This window comes from Nocardiopsis mwathae, from assembly GCF_014201195.1.
In the GTDB taxonomy this organism is placed as follows: domain Bacteria; phylum Actinomycetota; class Actinomycetes; order Streptosporangiales; family Streptosporangiaceae; genus Nocardiopsis_C; species Nocardiopsis_C mwathae.
Genome location: NZ_JACHDS010000001.1, coordinates 2,768,222 through 2,783,465, shown reverse-complemented (window position 1 = coordinate 2,783,465; position 15,244 = coordinate 2,768,222). Strand labels below are relative to the sequence as shown.

Below are 15,244 nucleotides of genomic sequence, written 5' to 3'. Positions count from 1 at the left end.
TCACCGCGCTGTGAGCAGGAGCCGTCCGGCCAGGGCGATGAGTACGGTGCCGGTGACCGCTTCGAGTCGGCGTCGGATGGTGGGGCGGCGGAACCGGGTGCCGGCCCGTGCCACCCCGGCGGCCAGGGCCAGGTACAGCGTGGTCTCCACGCCGACCTGGAGGAGTGCCAGGGCGGCGGTGGTCGCCAGGAGGGGCTGGTCGGCGGAGATGAACTGCGGGTAGAAGGCGAACATGAAGACGGCGGCCTTGGGGTTGGCGAGTTGGACGACCAGCCCCTCGCCGAATGCGGCGCGTGTGGACGTCTGCGGTGGGGGAGGATCGGCCCGGCCGGGGTCGGCGGCATCGGTGCGGCGGTCCCGGAGCACGGCGGCCCAGGAGCGTATTCCCAGGTAGGCCAGGAAGCAGGCACCCGCGATCTGGATCGTGAGGTAGAGGGTGTGGGAGGCCGCCAACAGGGCGGCCAGCCCGGCCCCGGCGGCAAGCGCCCACAGGTAGATTCCCGCTTCCAGCCCGAGTACCGTCGCCACGCTGGAGCGGAACCCGTGGAGGGCGGCTCTGCGGAAGATCAGCGCCATCGCAGGGCCGGGGGAGGCCGAGATGAGGACGACGGCGACGATGAACGCCGGTAACCCCTGAACGATGTCCATGGGGCGCGACGCCACCCGGCGGGTCGCCCGCACTCCTCGGGCGCGCGCCCGGGGCCGGGTGGTCCGGGTGTGTGCGGGTGCGGCCGCGGCGCTGTCACGCGAGTGCGCGGGGGTGTCCGTGCCGACCGGCGGAAAGGACACGGCCCCCGGACGGCGGTCCGGGGGCCGTGTGTGCGGGGTGGTGCGGGTCCGGTCAGGGGACGGTGATGGCGTCGAGCTTGGTGTGCTTGCCGCCGTCCTCGAAGCCGTAGATCTGGAAGGTGGCCTGGCTGACGTCGCCCTTGTCATCGAAGGCGATGGGGCCGCTGACACCCTGGTAGTCGATGTCCTTGCCGTCGCGGATCAGGTCGCGGCACTCGGCGAACGAGGAGCACTGCTCGCCGTCCTGGGTGACCGCGGCCAGTTCGTTGACGAACACGGTCGGGTCGGTGCTCTCGGCCTGTTCGGCGGCGAGCGCGGTCACGATGGCGCAGTCGAAGACCTGGCCGGCGAACTGCAGGACTTCGAGGTTCTCGTCGAACTCCTGCAGGCCCCTGATGAACTCGGCCTCGCCGACGTCCGGTGCGGTGCCCTGGAAGCCGTCGATGATGCCGGGGTTGTCGGAGTCGACGGAGTTGCCGAGCGTCTCGTCGTTCAGGCCGTCGGTGCCGTACATCTGGTCGGCGTTGACACCGGCCTCGATGAGGCCGGTGATGATCTGCACGCCCTCCTCGAAGGAGACCATGATGACGGCGTCGGTGTCCTGGTTGGCGACCTCGGTGACCACGGAGTCGAAGTTCGGGGCGTTGGGGTCGTAGCCCTCCTGGTACTTGACCTCGATGCCGTTGTCCTCCAGGGCGGTGGCGGCGGCGTTGGCCAGGCCTTCGCCGTAGTCGTCGGCGCGGTAGGTGATGGCGACGTTCTGGTGGCCGTCGCCGGCGATCTTCTCCGCGAGGACGGGGCCCTGCAGCATGTCGCTGGGGGCGGTGCGGACGTAGTACTCGGTCGGCTTCTCCTCGGTCAGCCCGGGCGCGGTGTTGGAGCCGGAGCACTGGACCTTCTCCGCACCGGTGACGGTGTCGATGATGGCCAGGGTCATGCCGGAGCTGGCCGCACCGAGGACGATGTCGACGTCCTGGTCGATGAGCCGCTGAGCGGAGTCGTTGGCTTGGGCGGCGTCGTTGGCCTCGTCGCCGGTGAGGATGGCGGGGACCTCCTGGTCGAGCACGCCGCCCGCCTCGTTGATCTCGTGCAGCGCGTACTTGGCGGCGGTGATCTGGGGCGGGCCGAGGTGGGAGAGGTCGCCCGTCTCCGGGAAGACGTACCCGTACTGCAGGGCGTCGGAATCCGTTCCGTCGCCCGTTCCGCAGGCGGTGGCTGCAAGGGTAAGGGCCGCGGCCGCCGCGGTGAGGCTGAGCGCCTTCTTGCCTGGCATCGAGGACTCTCCGTTCAACCGGCTGTTAGCGATGGGGATGAGTCGCCGTTCGAAGCCTCGTGTGGTGCTTCGCTTAATGTCCGGCGTTAGCGCGACTTAATCACTGGGGTTCGCGAACCGGAAGGCGCTTGGTCATGTCGGTGCAGAGTCGGGTTCATGCCGTTATCTCTCTGTAGTCATGTTTCTTTGGCAAAGTCGCAGTTCATGACGTTTTGCTGGGGTGGGGTACGACGGTGTGGCCGCAGGTGATCACACTGGGTCACTCGATCGTCGGATGTCGGTCACGGCCACCCCAAGAAACGACAGTGGGGGTGGGTTCCGCCGGATCGGCGGAACCCACCCCCACTGCGGGGTCCGGCTCAGGCGTCGCGCAGCATGCAGGTCAGCCGCGCGGTGCACACGCGGCGCCCCTCCTCATCGGTGATGACGATGTCCCAGGTGGCCAGGGTGCGGCCGAGGTGCACGGCGGTGGCCACGCCGGTCACGTACCCCGCGGTCGCGCTGCGGTGGTGCGTCGCGTTGATCTCGATGCCGACGGCGATCCGGCCCTCGCCGGCGTGGATGGCGGACCCGACCGACCCCAGGGTCTCGGCGAGCGCGCAGGAGGCGCCGCCGTGCAGCAGGCCGTAGGGCTGGGTGTTCTTGGCCACGGGGATCCGCCCCACGACGCGCTTGGCCGAGGCCTCGCTGATCTCCAGCCCCATGGCCTCCCCGAGTCCGCCGCCGGCGTTGGCGGCCCCCATCAGCTCGGCGAGCTGCTCGGCGTCCAGCGTCATGTCGTTCACCCTCCCGTGAGTGGATCGCGGCCGTCGGCGCCCGCTCGTTCGGGGCGCCGGGGTTTCCCGGCGGGTCCGTCCGCCGGGAACCGCGAAAACGTCCGCACCGCATCCTAGGATTTGCATGTGGTGAAGACTCAACAGACCCCCGACCAGAACAGTTCCTCCCCGGGCGCCGGGGGTGAGAACGCCGGCCGCCGACGCCTGCTGCTGCTGGACGGCCATTCCATGGCCTTCCGCGCCTTCTTCGCGCTGCCCGTGGAGAAGTTCGCGACGAGCACCGGCCAGTCGACCAACGCGGTCTACGGCTTCACCTCGATGCTGATCAAGCTGCTGCGCGACGAGCAGCCCACGCACATCGCGGTGGCCTGGGACCTGTCCGGGCCGACATTCCGGCACGAGGTGTACGAGGAGTACAAGGACGGGCGCTCGGAGACCCCGCCGGAGTTCCCCTCCCAGGTGGAGCTGATCCAGGAGCTGCTGCGGATGATGGGTGTGACCAGCCTGTCCGCCACCGGCTTCGAGGCCGACGACGTGATCGCGACCGTGGCCCGCCAGGGCGGTGAGGAGGACATGGAGATCCTCATCGCCTCCGGCGACCGCGACGCCTTCCAGCTGGTGACCGACACCTGCACCGTGCTCTACCCGGGCAAGAGCCTGTCCGACCTGACCCGGATGACGCCGGCGAAGGTCGAGGAGAAGTACGGGGTGCCACCGAACCGGTACCGCGACCTGGCCGCTCTCGTGGGAGAGAAGGCCGACAACCTCCCCGGCGTCCCGGGGGTGGGTCCCAAGACCGCCGCCAAGTGGATCGCCAAGTACGGGTCGCTGGACGAGCTGGTCGCCCACGCCGACGAGGTCACCGGCAAGGCCGGGCAGAACTTCCGCGACCACCTCGACGACGTCCTGCGCAACCAGCGGCTCAACGAGCTCGCCACCGACGTCGAGGTCGGCGCCCCGGTCACCGGGCTCACCATGAAGGAGGCCGACCGCGCCTCCATCGACTCCCTGTTCGACGCGCTGGAGTTCGCCTCCACCCTGCGCGATCGCCTGTTCGCGGTGGTCGGCGCCGAGGCCGACGACAGCGCGGAGGCCGACGCCGCCCCCGAGGGCTTCTCGGTCGATCTGGCCGCGCCGGGTACCGGGGAGGTCGCCGCCTGGCTGCGCGGCCACGCCTCCACCGGGGAGCGGGTCGGCCTGGCCGTCTCCGGCACGTGGGGCCGCGGTGCCGGGTCCGTCGGCGGACTGGCGATCGCCGCCGCCGACGGCGCGGCCGCCCACATCGACCCGACCGCCCTGGACGCCGACGACGAGCGGGCGCTGGCCGCGTGGCTGGCCGACGCCGATGCCCCCAAGGCCCTGCACGAGGCCAAGGGCCCCATGCTCGCGCTGGCGGCGCACGGCTGGGAGCTGCGGGGCCTCAGCAGCGACACCGCGATCGCGGCCTACCTGGTCCAGCCGGGGCAGCGCAAGGTCGATCTCGCGGATCTGTGCCGCAGGTACCTCAACCGGGAGCTGGCCGAGCACGGTGGCGACGGAGAGCAGCTGGCCTTGGACGTGACGGGTGAGGGCGACGCGGCCGAGGCCGCCCGACGCGACCTGGCGACGCGGGCCCGCGCCACCCTCGACCTGGCCGCGGGCCTCGACTCCGACCTGCGCAAGCGGGGGGCCGAGCGGCTGCTGGCGGATCTGGAGCTGCCGCTGGTGGGGGTGCTGGGCGCGATGGAGCGCACCGGTATCGCGGTCGACCGGGCCTACCTCGACGGCTTGGAGGAGGAGTTCGCCGCGGCGGTGCGCCAGGCGGTGTCCGAGGCGCACCGGGTGGTCGGCCACGAGTTCAACCTGGGTTCGCCCAAGCAGCTCCAGCAGGTGCTGTTCACCGAGTTGGAGCTGCCCAAGACCAAGCGGATCAAGACGGGCTACACCACCGACGCCGACGCGCTGGCGTGGCTGGCGACCCAGACCGACCACGAGCTTCCGGGGATCCTGCTGCGCCACCGCGACCAGACCCGGCTGCGGACCACGGTCGAGGGGCTGATCAAGACGATCGCCGAGGACGGCCGCATTCACACCACCTTCCACCAGACGGTGGCGGCCACCGGGCGGCTCAGCTCGACCGACCCCAACCTGCAGAACATCCCCGTGCGCACCGACGCGGGCCGGCGCATCCGCCGCGCGTTCGTCGTGGGGGAGGGCTACGAGCAGCTGCTGACCGCGGACTACAGCCAGATCGAGCTGCGCATCATGGCGCACCTGTCCCAGGACGCCTCGCTGATCGAGGCGTTCCAGACGGGCCACGACTTCCACGCCGAGATCGCCGCGCGGGTGTTCGGGATCGGGGTGGACGAGGTCGACGGCGAGGCGCGGGCGCGGATCAAGGCGATGAACTACGGCCTGGCCTACGGGCTGAGCGCCTATGGGCTCTCCACTCAGCTGGGGATCGCCCCCGATGAGGCGCGGCGCCTGATGGACGACTACTTCGCGCAGTTCGGCGGGGTCCGCGACTACCTGCACGCGGTGGTGGAGCAGGCGCGCCGGGACGGCTACACCGAGACGATGCTGGGCCGCCGCCGGTACCTGCCCGACCTGACCAGCGACAACCGGCAGCGCCGGGAGATGGCCGAGCGGATGGCACTGAACGCTCCCATCCAGGGGTCGGCGGCCGACATCATCAAGGTGGCGATGCTGGACGTGGACGCGGCGCTGCGTGAGGGCGGGTTCTCCTCGCGGATGCTGCTGCAGGTTCACGACGAACTCGTTTTGGAGGTCACCTCGGACGAGTTGGCGGATGTCCGAAAACTGGTGTCGGAGAAGATGGCGAACGCCTATGATCTCCGTGTGCCGCTGGCCGTGTCGGTCGGCGTCGGCCGCGACTGGCACGACGCCGCGCACTGAGCGGGCGGCTTTCGGGCAACGGGATTCCGTGGAAGCAAGAGAGGGGGAGGCGGCAGTGGCGGCATCCGCATCGGGCTGTGTCCGGGTATTCCTGGTCGACGAGGAGCTGCGGTGGCGCTTCTCCCGCTCCGGAGGGCCGGGCGGGCAGCACGTCAACACGTCCGACACCCGTGTGTCGGTCTCCCTGGACCTCACCGCGACCGCGGCGCTCACCGGGGAGCAGCGCGAGCGCGCGCTTCGGCGGCTGGAGGGCCGCCTGGTCGGCGGGGTATTGACGGTCACCGCGGCCGACACCCGCTCCCAGGCCCGCAACCGGGAGCTGGCGCGGCAGCGGCTCGCCGTGCTGCTGGCCGAGGCGGCGGCGCCGGGGCCCCGGGCGCGCCGGGCCACCCGGCCGAGCCGCGGTGCCAAGGAGCGCAGACTCGGTGCCAAGCGGCGGCGGTCCGATCTGAAGCGGACCCGGTCGCGGCGGTTCGACGACTGACGGGCCGGTCCGTGCGCCCGCCGGGGCATGAGATGGGCCACATTCGGGCGTGACGCGGGGGGAGTGGAATGCGCTGGTTGCGCTCTTGGTCCGTTAGACGTCCGGGATTCCGATTGACCAAGACGCCCGCGTCTCATATTCTGACCGGAGCGTTGTGGATTCGCATGCGCAGCTCGACCTCGGAGGTTCATCCCGAGCGGGGCAGATCGACCGCCTCGGCATCGGAAGCGTCGGGGGCCCGGGTGGGCGCGGCGGACGCACGGCACTAGCGGATACGCGGGGCGACCCGGGGGCGTTGACGGCTCCGGAGGTCCGTCGTTTCCGAGGGTCGGCCGGGTGTCCGTTCGATTTCGCAGCGTCCCAATTTCTGTCCATATCCGTGTCCGGAGTCCACCCACACATGACGAGCAGCACCGAGGCAACCTCGACACCCCAGGTAGCGGTCAACGACATCGGGTCCGAGGAAGCCTTCCTCGCAGCGATCGACGAGACCATCAAGTACTTCAACGACGGTGACATTGTCGAGGGCACCATCGTGAAGGTCGATCGAGATGAGGTCTTGCTCGACATCGGTTACAAGACCGAGGGTGTGATCCCTTCCCGCGAGCTCTCGATCAAGCACGACGTCGACCCCGGTGAAGTGGTGTCCGTCGGCGACCATGTCGAGGCCCTGGTCCTCCAGAAGGAGGACAAAGAAGGCCGTCTCATCCTGTCCAAGAAGCGCGCCCAGTACGAGCGCGCCTGGGGCACGATCGAGAAGATCAAGGAAGAGGACGGCGTCGTCACCGGCACCGTCATCGAGGTCGTCAAGGGCGGCCTCATCCTCGACATCGGCCTGCGCGGCTTCCTCCCGGCCTCTCTGGTCGAGATGCGCCGGGTCCGTGACCTGCAGCCCTACGTCGGCCGCGAGCTCGAAGCCAAGATCATCGAGCTCGACAAGAACCGCAACAACGTGGTCCTCTCGCGCCGCGCCTGGCTGGAGCAGACCCAGTCCGAGGTTCGCCAGACGTTCCTCAACACCTTGCAGAAGGGCCAGATCCGCAAGGGCGTCGTCTCCTCGATCGTCAACTTCGGTGCGTTCGTGGACCTCGGCGGCGTCGACGGTCTGGTGCACGTCTCCGAGCTGTCCTGGAAGCACATCGACCACCCGAGCGAGGTCGTCGAGGTCGGCCAGGAGGTCACCGTCGAGGTTCTCGACGTCGACATGGAGCGCGAGCGCGTTTCCCTGTCCCTCAAGGCCACCCAGGAAGACCCCTGGCAGCAGTTCGCCCGCACGCACCAGATCGGCCAGGTCGTTCCCGGCAAGGTCACCAAGCTGGTTCCGTTCGGTGCGTTCGTGCGCGTCGAGGAGGGCATCGAGGGCCTGGTCCACATCTCCGAGCTGGCCGAGCGCCACGTCGAGATTCCGGAGCAGGTCGTCCAGGTCGGCACCGAGATCTTCGTCAAGATCATCGACATCGACCTGGAGCGCCGCCGCATCAGCCTCTCGCTGAAGCAGGCCAACGAGAGCGTCTCGCCGGACCAGGTCGACTTCGACCCGACCCTCTACGGCATGGCCGCGGAGTACGACGAGCAGGGCAACTACAAGTACCCCGAGGGCTTCGACCCGGAGAGCGGCGAGTGGCTCGAAGGCTACGAGGCTCAGCGCGACGAGTGGGAGCAGCAGTACGCTCTCGCCCAGTCCCGCTTCGAGGCGCACCGCAAGCAGGTCGAGGAGGCCCAGGCCGCCGAGGCCGAGGCCGCCGAGGCGCCCAGTGCCGAGGCCGAGGCCGCGCCGAGCGCGCCCGCCGGTGGTGGCGGCGGCAACGCCGACAACTCCGGTGGTGCCCTCGCCTCCGATGAGGCGCTGGCCGCGCTGCGTGAGAAGCTCGCGGGCGGTGGCGAGTAGTTCGCCTGAACACCGTGTGAGCGACGCGAATCGCTGAGGGCCGCTCCCCTTCGGGGGGCGGCCCTTTTCGCTAGGGTCGATAGCGTGAGTACTCCGCGTATCTCCGCCGCCGTGGAAGCCGACATCGGTGCGATCTGGACCGTGCAGCGTGCCGCCTACCTGGACGAGGCCCAGGCGTGCGGCGACCCCTACATCGCCCCGCTCGCCGAGACGCGTGAGCAGGTCGGCGCCTACCTGGGTGCGGACCGCATCCTGCTCAAGGCGGAGCTGGGCCCACGGATCGTGGGCGCCGCGCGCGGCCGCGGCACCGGCTCGGGATTCCTCATCAACCGGCTGGCGGTCGCCCCGGACGTGCGCCGCCGGGGCATCGGCCGGGCGCTGCTGGCCGCGTTGGAGGAGCACGCCCTGCGCGCTCAGCCGGACCTGGAGTCCTTCGCCCTGGTCACGGGGCGCGGCGGAGCGGCGGACCTGCGGCTGTACCGGGCGCTGGGCTACACCGAGACCGGGCGCGAGCGGCTGGCCGACCACATCACCACCGTGCACCTGCGCAAACCCGCCCCCGGGGGCGCTTCGGGGACGGCGGGCGGCGAGGAGTAGGCTCGGCAGCATGCTGCGTGTAGGACTCACCGGGGGCATCGGCTCGGGCAAGAGCGAGGTGTCGGGCCGGCTGGCGGCGCACGGCGCCCTGGTCATCGATGCCGACAAGCTGGCCCGGGAGGTCGTGGAGCCCGGTACCTCGGGTTTGGCGGAGATCGTGGCGGAGTTCGGTGAGGAGGTCCTCACCCCCGAGGGGGCGCTGGACCGGCCCCGCCTCGGCGAGATCGTGTTCGCCGACGCCGACAAGCTCGCCCGGCTCAACGCCATCGTGCACCCCCGGGTGGGGGAGCGCACCGCGGGCCTGATGGCCCAGGCGGCCGAGGACGCCATCGTGGTCTACGACGTGCCGCTGCTGGTCGAGAACGACCTGGGCGGGCTCTACGACCTGGTCGTGGTGGTCGACGCGCCCGAGGAGACCCGGATCGAGCGGCTCATCGCCCGGCGCGGCATGCCCGAGGAGCAGGCCCGCGCCCGGATCAAGGCGCAGGCCACCCGCGAGGAGCGGCTGGCCGCGGCCGACGTGGTGGTGGACAACTCCGGAACCGTGGCCGACCTCGACCGGGCCGTCGCCGACCTGTGGGGCCGCCTGCTGGACCGCGCCGCCGCACCGCCCTGCTGACCCGCCCTCCGCCCGTGCCGGGGGCGGCGGGTCTCCGGCGGCGGTTCTCGCCCGCCTCCCCGAGATCGAACGGAGGGCGCGCTGGGCCCGCCGGAACGTCACCGTGCGCCGCTACTGTGGAGAGGGTCCGGGGTGGAATCGACGGGGAGTTGACACGACGTGCGGCCGGTGACCGATATCCAGCGCAAGACGGCACCCTTCCAGGTGGTCTCGGAGATGTCGCCCGCGGGCGACCAGCCCGCGGCGATCGCCGAGCTGTCCCGGCGGATCGGCGCCGGGGACAAGGACAGCGTCCTGCTCGGCGCCACCGGCACGGGCAAGACGGCCACGGTGGCGTGGCTGGTCGAGCAGGTGCAGCGGCCCACGCTGGTCATGCAGCCCAACAAGACGCTGGCCGCGCAGTTCGCCAACGAGCTGCGCGAGATGCTGCCGAACAACGCGGTCGAGTACTTCGTCTCCTACTACGACTACTACCAGCCCGAGGCCTACGTCCCGCAGACCGATACCTATATCGAGAAGGACTCGTCGATCAACGACGAGGTGGAGCGGCTCCGGCACTCGGCCACCAACTCGCTGCTGACCCGGCGCGACACCATCGTGGTCGCCTCGGTCTCCTGCATCTACGGCCTGGGCACACCCCAGGAGTACGTGGACCGGATGGCGATGCTGAGCGTCGGTATGGAGGTCGACCGCGACGACCTGCTGCGCAGGCTCGTCGAGATGCAGTACACCCGAAACGACATGGCGTTCACCCGCGGCACGTTCCGGGTGCGGGGCGACACGGTGGAGATCATCCCGGTCTATGAGGAGCTGGCGATCCGCATCGAGCTGTTCGGTGACGAGGTCGAGCGCCTGCAGACACTGCATCCCCTCACCGGGGAGGTGCTCGGTGAGGCCGAGGAGATGTACATCTTCCCCGCCTCCCACTACGTCGCCGGGCCGGAGCGGATGGAGCGGGCGATCCGCGAGATCGAGGCCGAACTGGGTGAGCGCCTCAGCGAGATGGAGGCTCAGGGCCGGCTGCTGGAGGCGCAGCGGCTGCGCATGCGCACCACCTACGACCTGGAGATGCTCAACCAGGTCGGCACCTGCTCGGGGATCGAGAACTACTCCCGCCACTTCGACGGCCGGGAGCCGGGCAGCGCGCCCAACACCCTGCTCGACTACTTCCCCGAGGACTTCCTGCTCGTCATCGACGAGTCGCACGTGACCGTGCCGCAGATCGGCGGCATGTACGAGGGCGACGCGTCGCGCAAGCGCACCCTGGTCGACCACGGGTTCCGGCTGCCCTCGGCGCTGGACAACCGCCCGCTGAAGTGGGAGGAGTTCCTGGAGCGCATCGGCCAGACGGTGTACCTGTCGGCCACGCCCGGCCCCTATGAGCTGCGGCAGAGCGGCGGCGACGTCGTCGAGCAGGTCATCCGGCCCACGGGGCTGGTCGACCCGGAGGTGGTGGTCAAGCCCACCGAGAACCAGATCGACGACCTGGTCCACGAGATCCGGCTGCGCTCCGAGCGCGACGAGCGGGTGCTGGTCACCACGCTCACCAAGAAGATGGCCGAGGACCTGACCGACTACTTCGCCGAGCTCGGCATCCGGGTGCGCTACCTGCACAGCGAGGTCGACACGCTGCGCCGTGTGGAGCTGCTGCGGGAGCTGCGCGTCGGCGAGTTCGACGTGCTGGTCGGCATCAACCTGCTGCGGGAGGGCCTGGACCTGCCCGAGGTGTCGCTGGTGGCCATCCTGGACGCCGACAAGCAGGGCTTCCTCCGCTCGGAGACCTCGCTGATCCAGACGATCGGGCGGGCGGCGCGCAACGTCGCCGGCCAGGTGTTCATGTACGCCGACACGGTCACCGCGGCGATGGGCAACGCGATCGATGAGACCAACCGGCGCCGGGCCAAGCAGCAGGCCTACAACGAGGCGAACGGCATCGACCCGCAGCCGCTGCGCAAGAAGATCGCCGACATCCTCGACTCGCTGGCCCGCGAGGACGTCGACACCGAGGAGCTGCTGGGCACCGGCTACCGCAAGGGGGACAAGGGCAGGGCACCGGTCCCGGCGCTGTCGGCCACCGCGGGAGAGGGGCGTTCGGCCGACATCGCCGGGTTGCCGCGCGCCGAACTCGCCGACCTGATCGACCAGCTGGGCGAGCAGATGCACCAGGCCGCCGCGGACCTGCAGTTCGAGTTGGCGGCCCGGCTGCGCGACGAGATCAAGGAGCTCAAGCGGGAGCTGCGCGGGATGGACGCCGCCGGGGTGGGCTGACCCGGTCGCCGGCGCTTCCGGTTCTGCGGGCCGGACGTTTCGCGTCGTGTGTCGGTGATTGCGCGCCACGGTGTTCGAATGTACGTTCGATGACATCGCAATGGTCGCCGTCCGCCGTTCTCCGGCGTTCGGCGCGACGAGACGGGACCGGTCCGCCATGGCACTCGCCTTCCAGGTCACCTTCGACGCCCGCGACCCCAAGCGGCTCGGGGCCTTCTGGGCCGAGCTGCTCGGCTACACCGACGATCCGCCGCCTCCGGGCTTCGCGACCTGGGACGAGGCGCTCGACGCCTTGGGCGTCCCCGAGGGCGAGCGCGACCGTGCGTGGGCCGTCTCCGATCCGCACGGGGTGGGGCCGCGGATCTTCCTGCAGAAGGTGCCGGAGGTCAAGACCGCGAAGAACCGGGTGCACCTGGACGTGAACGTCGCCGCGGGGCTCCCGCGGGACCGCCGCCGGGCCAGGGTCGCCGAGGAGGTCGAGCGCGCCGTCGCGCTGGGTGCCACCCGGGTCCGCGAGGTCGATGAGCCCACGGGGTACGCGATGGTCATGCGCGACCCGGAGGGCAACGAATTCTGTCTGCAGTAGGCGATCGCGGAACCGGTCCCGCTAGGGTTGCATCCAACGTGCTCGACAACCCGGATTCGCCGGGACGTCCGGTAGGGGAAGGGAAGCGCATGCGGATGCGGATGCGGGGACCGGCGGTGGCGGCGGCCGCGGCACTGATAGCCCTGGCGGGGGCGGGCTGCGGGCTGTCGATCGATGAGGGCGGCGTGTCCTACGAGAGGGAGGACGGCACGGGGGTCGGGGTCGGCGAGGACGGTGTCACCGCGACCAACGAGGACGGCGGCGTGTCGCTCGCCGAGGACGGCGTCGACGTCGAGTTCGGCGACACCGTGAACATCACCTCCACCGGCGAGACCACCGTCGACGACTGCGCCGGGCGGATGGTCAACGTCGTGTCCAGTGACGCCACGGTCGTCCTGCACGGGTCCTGCGGCGCGGTCAACGTCTCGGGCAGCGGCAACCGGATCCATCTGGCCGCCGCCGATGCCGTCACCCTCGCGGGCTCGGACATCACCGTGTACCACTCGGGCGAGGAGCCCAGGGTAGTGGATATCGGAAAGGGCAACGAAATCACCCAGGGCGGCGACGCCGCGGGGTGACCGTGTCGCCACGCGCGGGTGTGCGCCGTGGGGCCGGTGGCGAGATCCCTTGGGAAATCGGCTAACGTAGTCCCTTTCAGGGTTTGTCGCGGTGCAATTGCATGGCGACGATATCGGAACGATTTCCGTGACTTCGGTCGGCTCCCCGCACGGAGCCGGAGCGAAGCGATACGGTCTGCAGTGGTGATGGGGCGACGCTACGTGGTCGCCCGTCGGTTCTGGTCACGCCGCGCCACTGGGCCGTGACATGGGCAGGTAGCGATACCGCGGCCGGGGAGTGTGAGATGAGCGGTTATGTCGCCCGGGTGCGGCATGACGACCTGTCAAGCCGCAGCGCCGAGTTCGATCTGCTGGTCAGCTCGGTGGCGCAGCGCTGGCATCAGGTCGACCCCCTTCTACCCGTTCCCGCTCGTCCGCGCGCCAGCACCTACCCGCTGCTGACGGTCAGTGACGGCGCCGGTCGGCCGGTGGCCGCCGGGACCATGCGCTACTCCTGGTACCAGCCGGGCGAGCCCGGGCGCACATGGGGCGTGCCCGACCAGCACTGGCTCACCCCCATCGTGGGCGGCCCCGACCCCGGTGGCGCACTCGACTCGCTGCTCACGCACTGGCGCGACCAGCTCGAAGCGCTGCCCACCGGCACCGGCTCGGAGTCCGCGGCGATGCTCACCTGGCCCTCCCGGGACGTCTGCGGCGTGCTGCCGCTGCAGCGCCACGGGCTGCAGCCCTACAGCGTCCTGGCGGCGCGCGGCTTCCGCCGCGGGGTGCCGCCGTCGCTGCCGCCGCGCGACGTCTCCATCCGGCTGGCCGGGCCGAGCGACGTGACCGCGGTCGTCAGCCTCCTCATGGAGGAGCACCGCTACGAGGAGGCCTTCGGCGGCGTGTTCATCCAGGCCGAGACCGCCGAGCAGACCCGGGGCGTGGTCGCGCGCGCCCTGGGGCGCGCGCCCTCGTGGATCTGGCTGGCCGAGCGCGGCGGCCGTGCGGTCGGCCTGGTGTGGGCGTCCCCGCCCGAGCGCGCCCACTGGGCGGCTCCGCTGGTCAGCGCCTCCCCGGCGGCGCATATCGGCTACGGCGTGGTGGCCGCCGACGAACGCGGCCAGGGCATCGGTACCGCACTGGTCAGCCAGGTGCACCAGGCGCTCGACAGCTACGGGATCGCGGTGACCCTGCTCAACTACGCGATGCTCAACCCGCTGTCGGGCCCGTTCTGGAACCGCATGGGCTACCGGCCGCTGTGGACCACCTGGGAGATCCGCCCCGCCCTGGCCCTGCGCTGAAGACCGCGCCCCCGCCCTGCCGTCGATCTCGGCGAAGTACACCCGATGATCGCCGGTGGTTTCCAGTGTGCGGTGCAGTTCGCCGAGGCCGACGGCTACGCGGGAGGCCGCATCGCGTTCGGCGGCGTCACACCGAACCCCGGCCCTGCCCGGCGAACCGCCGTTGATTAGGCTGGCGGTGTGATCATCGGCACCATTCGCCGCACACGATGCGCGATGGCGACCGAGGACGAGGACGTCGTCACGGACCCGGGAGTGAGGTGATCGCGCCATGGCGGCCGATCGGGTGGAGATCGTCGAGGTCGGGCCGCGGGACGGCCTGCAGAACGAGGACCGGGTCCTGTCCGTCGCGGAGAAGATCGAGCTGATCGACCGCGCGGTCGCCGCCGGAGTCCGCCGGATCGAGGCCGTGAGCTTCGTCAACCCCAAGCGGGTCCCGCAGATGGCCGGCGCCGAGGAGGTCATGGCCGGGGTCGACCGCGGCGCCGGGGCCTCCTACATCGGGCTGGTACTCAACCACCGGGGCCTGGACCGTGCGCTGGCCGCCGGGGTGGACGAGGTCAACGTGGCGATCCCCGCCAGCGACGGGTTCTGCCGCCGCAACCAGGGCTGCACGGTCCAGGAGATGCTGGCGGCCTACGACGGCATCGCCCGCGCCGCGGCGGAGGCGGGGATGCCGGTGAGCGTCACCGTGTCCACCGCCTTCGGCTGCCCGTTCGAGGGCGAGACCGCGCCCGAGCGCGTGGTGGAGGTCGCCCGCCGGGCCGCCGCGTCCGGTGCGGTGGAGATCGCCCTGGCCGACACCATCGGCGTCGGCGTTCCGCGGCAGGTCTCCGACCTGGTGCGGCGCGTCGGCGAGGTCGCCGACGGTGCCCGGCTGCGCTGCCACTTCCACAACACCCGCAACACCGGCTACGCCAACGCGCTGGCGGCGGTCGAGAGCGGAGTGACCGTGCTCGACTCCAGCGTGGGCGGGTTCGGCGGCTGTCCGTTCGCCCCGAACGCCACCGGCAACATCGCCACCGAGGACCTGGTGTACATGCTGCACCGCAGCGGCATGGAGACGGGCACCGGACTCGAAGCGCTCGCCGAACTCGGGGAGTGGCTCGGTGTGCGGCTGGACAAGGCGCCGCCCGCGCTGCTGGGCCGCGCCGGGGGCTTCCCGGCCTGACGCGACGGCGCGCACACCGGCGCGATACCCGCGCAGGTGC

General features: G+C 70.8%; 13 protein-coding genes. 10 read left to right on the top strand and 3 right to left on the bottom strand.

Features of this window, described 5'->3' with window-relative positions:
• The 3 genes from HNR23_RS12005 to HNR23_RS11995 all read right to left on the bottom strand — a co-directional run bounded on the left by HNR23_RS12005 (position 1) and on the right by HNR23_RS11995 (position 2,838).
• On the bottom strand, positions 1–648 hold the full coding sequence (locus HNR23_RS12005; RefSeq protein ID WP_184075657.1) for a LysE family translocator: 648 nt from the start codon (positions 646–648) through the stop codon (positions 1–3).
• 193 nt (positions 649–841) lie between these two features.
• Positions 842–2,062 carry an ABC transporter substrate-binding protein gene (locus tag HNR23_RS12000; RefSeq protein ID WP_184075656.1) on the bottom strand — a complete coding sequence of 407 codons (1,221 nt, stop codon included), beginning with the start codon at positions 2,060–2,062 and terminating at the stop codon, positions 842–844.
• 359 nt (positions 2,063–2,421) lie between these two features.
• Positions 2,422–2,838, bottom strand: a complete 417-nt coding sequence (locus HNR23_RS11995; RefSeq protein ID WP_184080227.1) for a PaaI family thioesterase — start codon at positions 2,836–2,838, stop codon at positions 2,422–2,424.
• A gap of 126 nt (positions 2,839–2,964) precedes the next feature.
• Between HNR23_RS11995 and polA the strand changes: the two genes are divergently transcribed.
• From polA to HNR23_RS11945, 10 genes are all read left to right on the top strand, one after another.
• Positions 2,965–5,733: a DNA polymerase I gene (gene polA, locus HNR23_RS11990; RefSeq protein ID WP_184075655.1), complete on the top strand. Its 2,769-nt coding sequence runs from the start codon at positions 2,965–2,967 to the stop codon at positions 5,731–5,733.
• Between the two features lie 55 nt (positions 5,734–5,788).
• Positions 5,789–6,217, top strand: coding sequence for an alternative ribosome rescue aminoacyl-tRNA hydrolase ArfB (gene arfB, locus HNR23_RS11985; RefSeq protein WP_343070530.1), 429 nt, complete (start codon positions 5,789–5,791; stop codon positions 6,215–6,217).
• Positions 6,218–6,617: 400 nt separating this feature from the next.
• Positions 6,618–8,105, top strand: a complete 1,488-nt coding sequence (gene rpsA / locus HNR23_RS11980; protein ID WP_184075653.1) for a 30S ribosomal protein S1 — start codon at positions 6,618–6,620, stop codon at positions 8,103–8,105.
• Positions 8,106–8,189: 84 nt separating this feature from the next.
• Positions 8,190–8,702, top strand: coding sequence for a GNAT family N-acetyltransferase (locus tag HNR23_RS11975; RefSeq protein ID WP_184075652.1), 513 nt, complete (start codon positions 8,190–8,192; stop codon positions 8,700–8,702).
• 10 nt (positions 8,703–8,712) lie between these two features.
• Positions 8,713–9,321 (top strand): dephospho-CoA kinase, encoded by a 609-nt coding sequence (gene coaE / locus HNR23_RS11970; RefSeq protein ID WP_184075651.1) that lies wholly within the window; start codon positions 8,713–8,715, stop codon positions 9,319–9,321.
• A 159-nt stretch (positions 9,322–9,480) separates the two neighbouring features.
• Positions 9,481–11,589 (top strand): excinuclease ABC subunit UvrB, encoded by a 2,109-nt coding sequence (uvrB, locus tag HNR23_RS11965; RefSeq protein WP_184075650.1) that lies wholly within the window; start codon positions 9,481–9,483, stop codon positions 11,587–11,589.
• Positions 11,590–11,746: 157 nt separating this feature from the next.
• Positions 11,747–12,175: a VOC family protein gene (locus tag HNR23_RS11960; protein ID WP_184075649.1), complete on the top strand. Its 429-nt coding sequence runs from the start codon at positions 11,747–11,749 to the stop codon at positions 12,173–12,175.
• Positions 12,176–12,264: 89 nt separating this feature from the next.
• Entirely contained in the window at positions 12,265–12,753 is a 489-nt protein-coding gene (locus HNR23_RS11955) for a DUF3060 domain-containing protein (RefSeq protein ID WP_184075648.1), read from the top strand.
• A 284-nt stretch (positions 12,754–13,037) separates the two neighbouring features.
• A complete protein-coding gene (locus tag HNR23_RS11950) occupies positions 13,038–14,033 on the top strand; it encodes a GNAT family N-acetyltransferase (protein ID WP_184075647.1) in 996 nt (331 codons plus the stop codon).
• Between the two features lie 271 nt (positions 14,034–14,304).
• On the top strand, positions 14,305–15,204 hold the full coding sequence (locus HNR23_RS11945; protein ID WP_184075646.1) for a hydroxymethylglutaryl-CoA lyase: 900 nt from the start codon (positions 14,305–14,307) through the stop codon (positions 15,202–15,204).
• Positions 15,205–15,244 lie beyond the last annotated feature (40 nt).

Excerpts from the sequence above, each read along its gene's own strand:
- HNR23_RS11945 (WP_184075646.1), top strand. The coding sequence starts at position 14,305 with ATGGCGGCCGATCGGGTGGAGATCGTCGAGGTCGGGCCGCGGGACGGC.
- HNR23_RS12000 (WP_184075656.1), bottom strand. The coding sequence starts at position 2,062 with ATGCCAGGCAAGAAGGCGCTCAGCCTCACCGCGGCGGCCGCGGCCCTT.
- HNR23_RS11960 (WP_184075649.1), top strand. The coding sequence starts at position 11,747 with ATGGCACTCGCCTTCCAGGTCACCTTCGACGCCCGCGACCCCAAGCGG.
- HNR23_RS12005 (WP_184075657.1), bottom strand. The coding sequence starts at position 648 with ATGGACATCGTTCAGGGGTTACCGGCGTTCATCGTCGCCGTCGTCCTC.
- HNR23_RS11950 (WP_184075647.1), top strand. The coding sequence starts at position 13,038 with ATGAGCGGTTATGTCGCCCGGGTGCGGCATGACGACCTGTCAAGCCGC.
- coaE (WP_184075651.1), top strand. The coding sequence starts at position 8,713 with ATGCTGCGTGTAGGACTCACCGGGGGCATCGGCTCGGGCAAGAGCGAG.
- HNR23_RS11955 (WP_184075648.1), top strand. The coding sequence starts at position 12,265 with ATGCGGATGCGGATGCGGGGACCGGCGGTGGCGGCGGCCGCGGCACTG.
- HNR23_RS11995 (WP_184080227.1), bottom strand. The coding sequence starts at position 2,838 with ATGACGCTGGACGCCGAGCAGCTCGCCGAGCTGATGGGGGCCGCCAAC.
- rpsA (WP_184075653.1), top strand. The coding sequence starts at position 6,618 with ATGACGAGCAGCACCGAGGCAACCTCGACACCCCAGGTAGCGGTCAAC.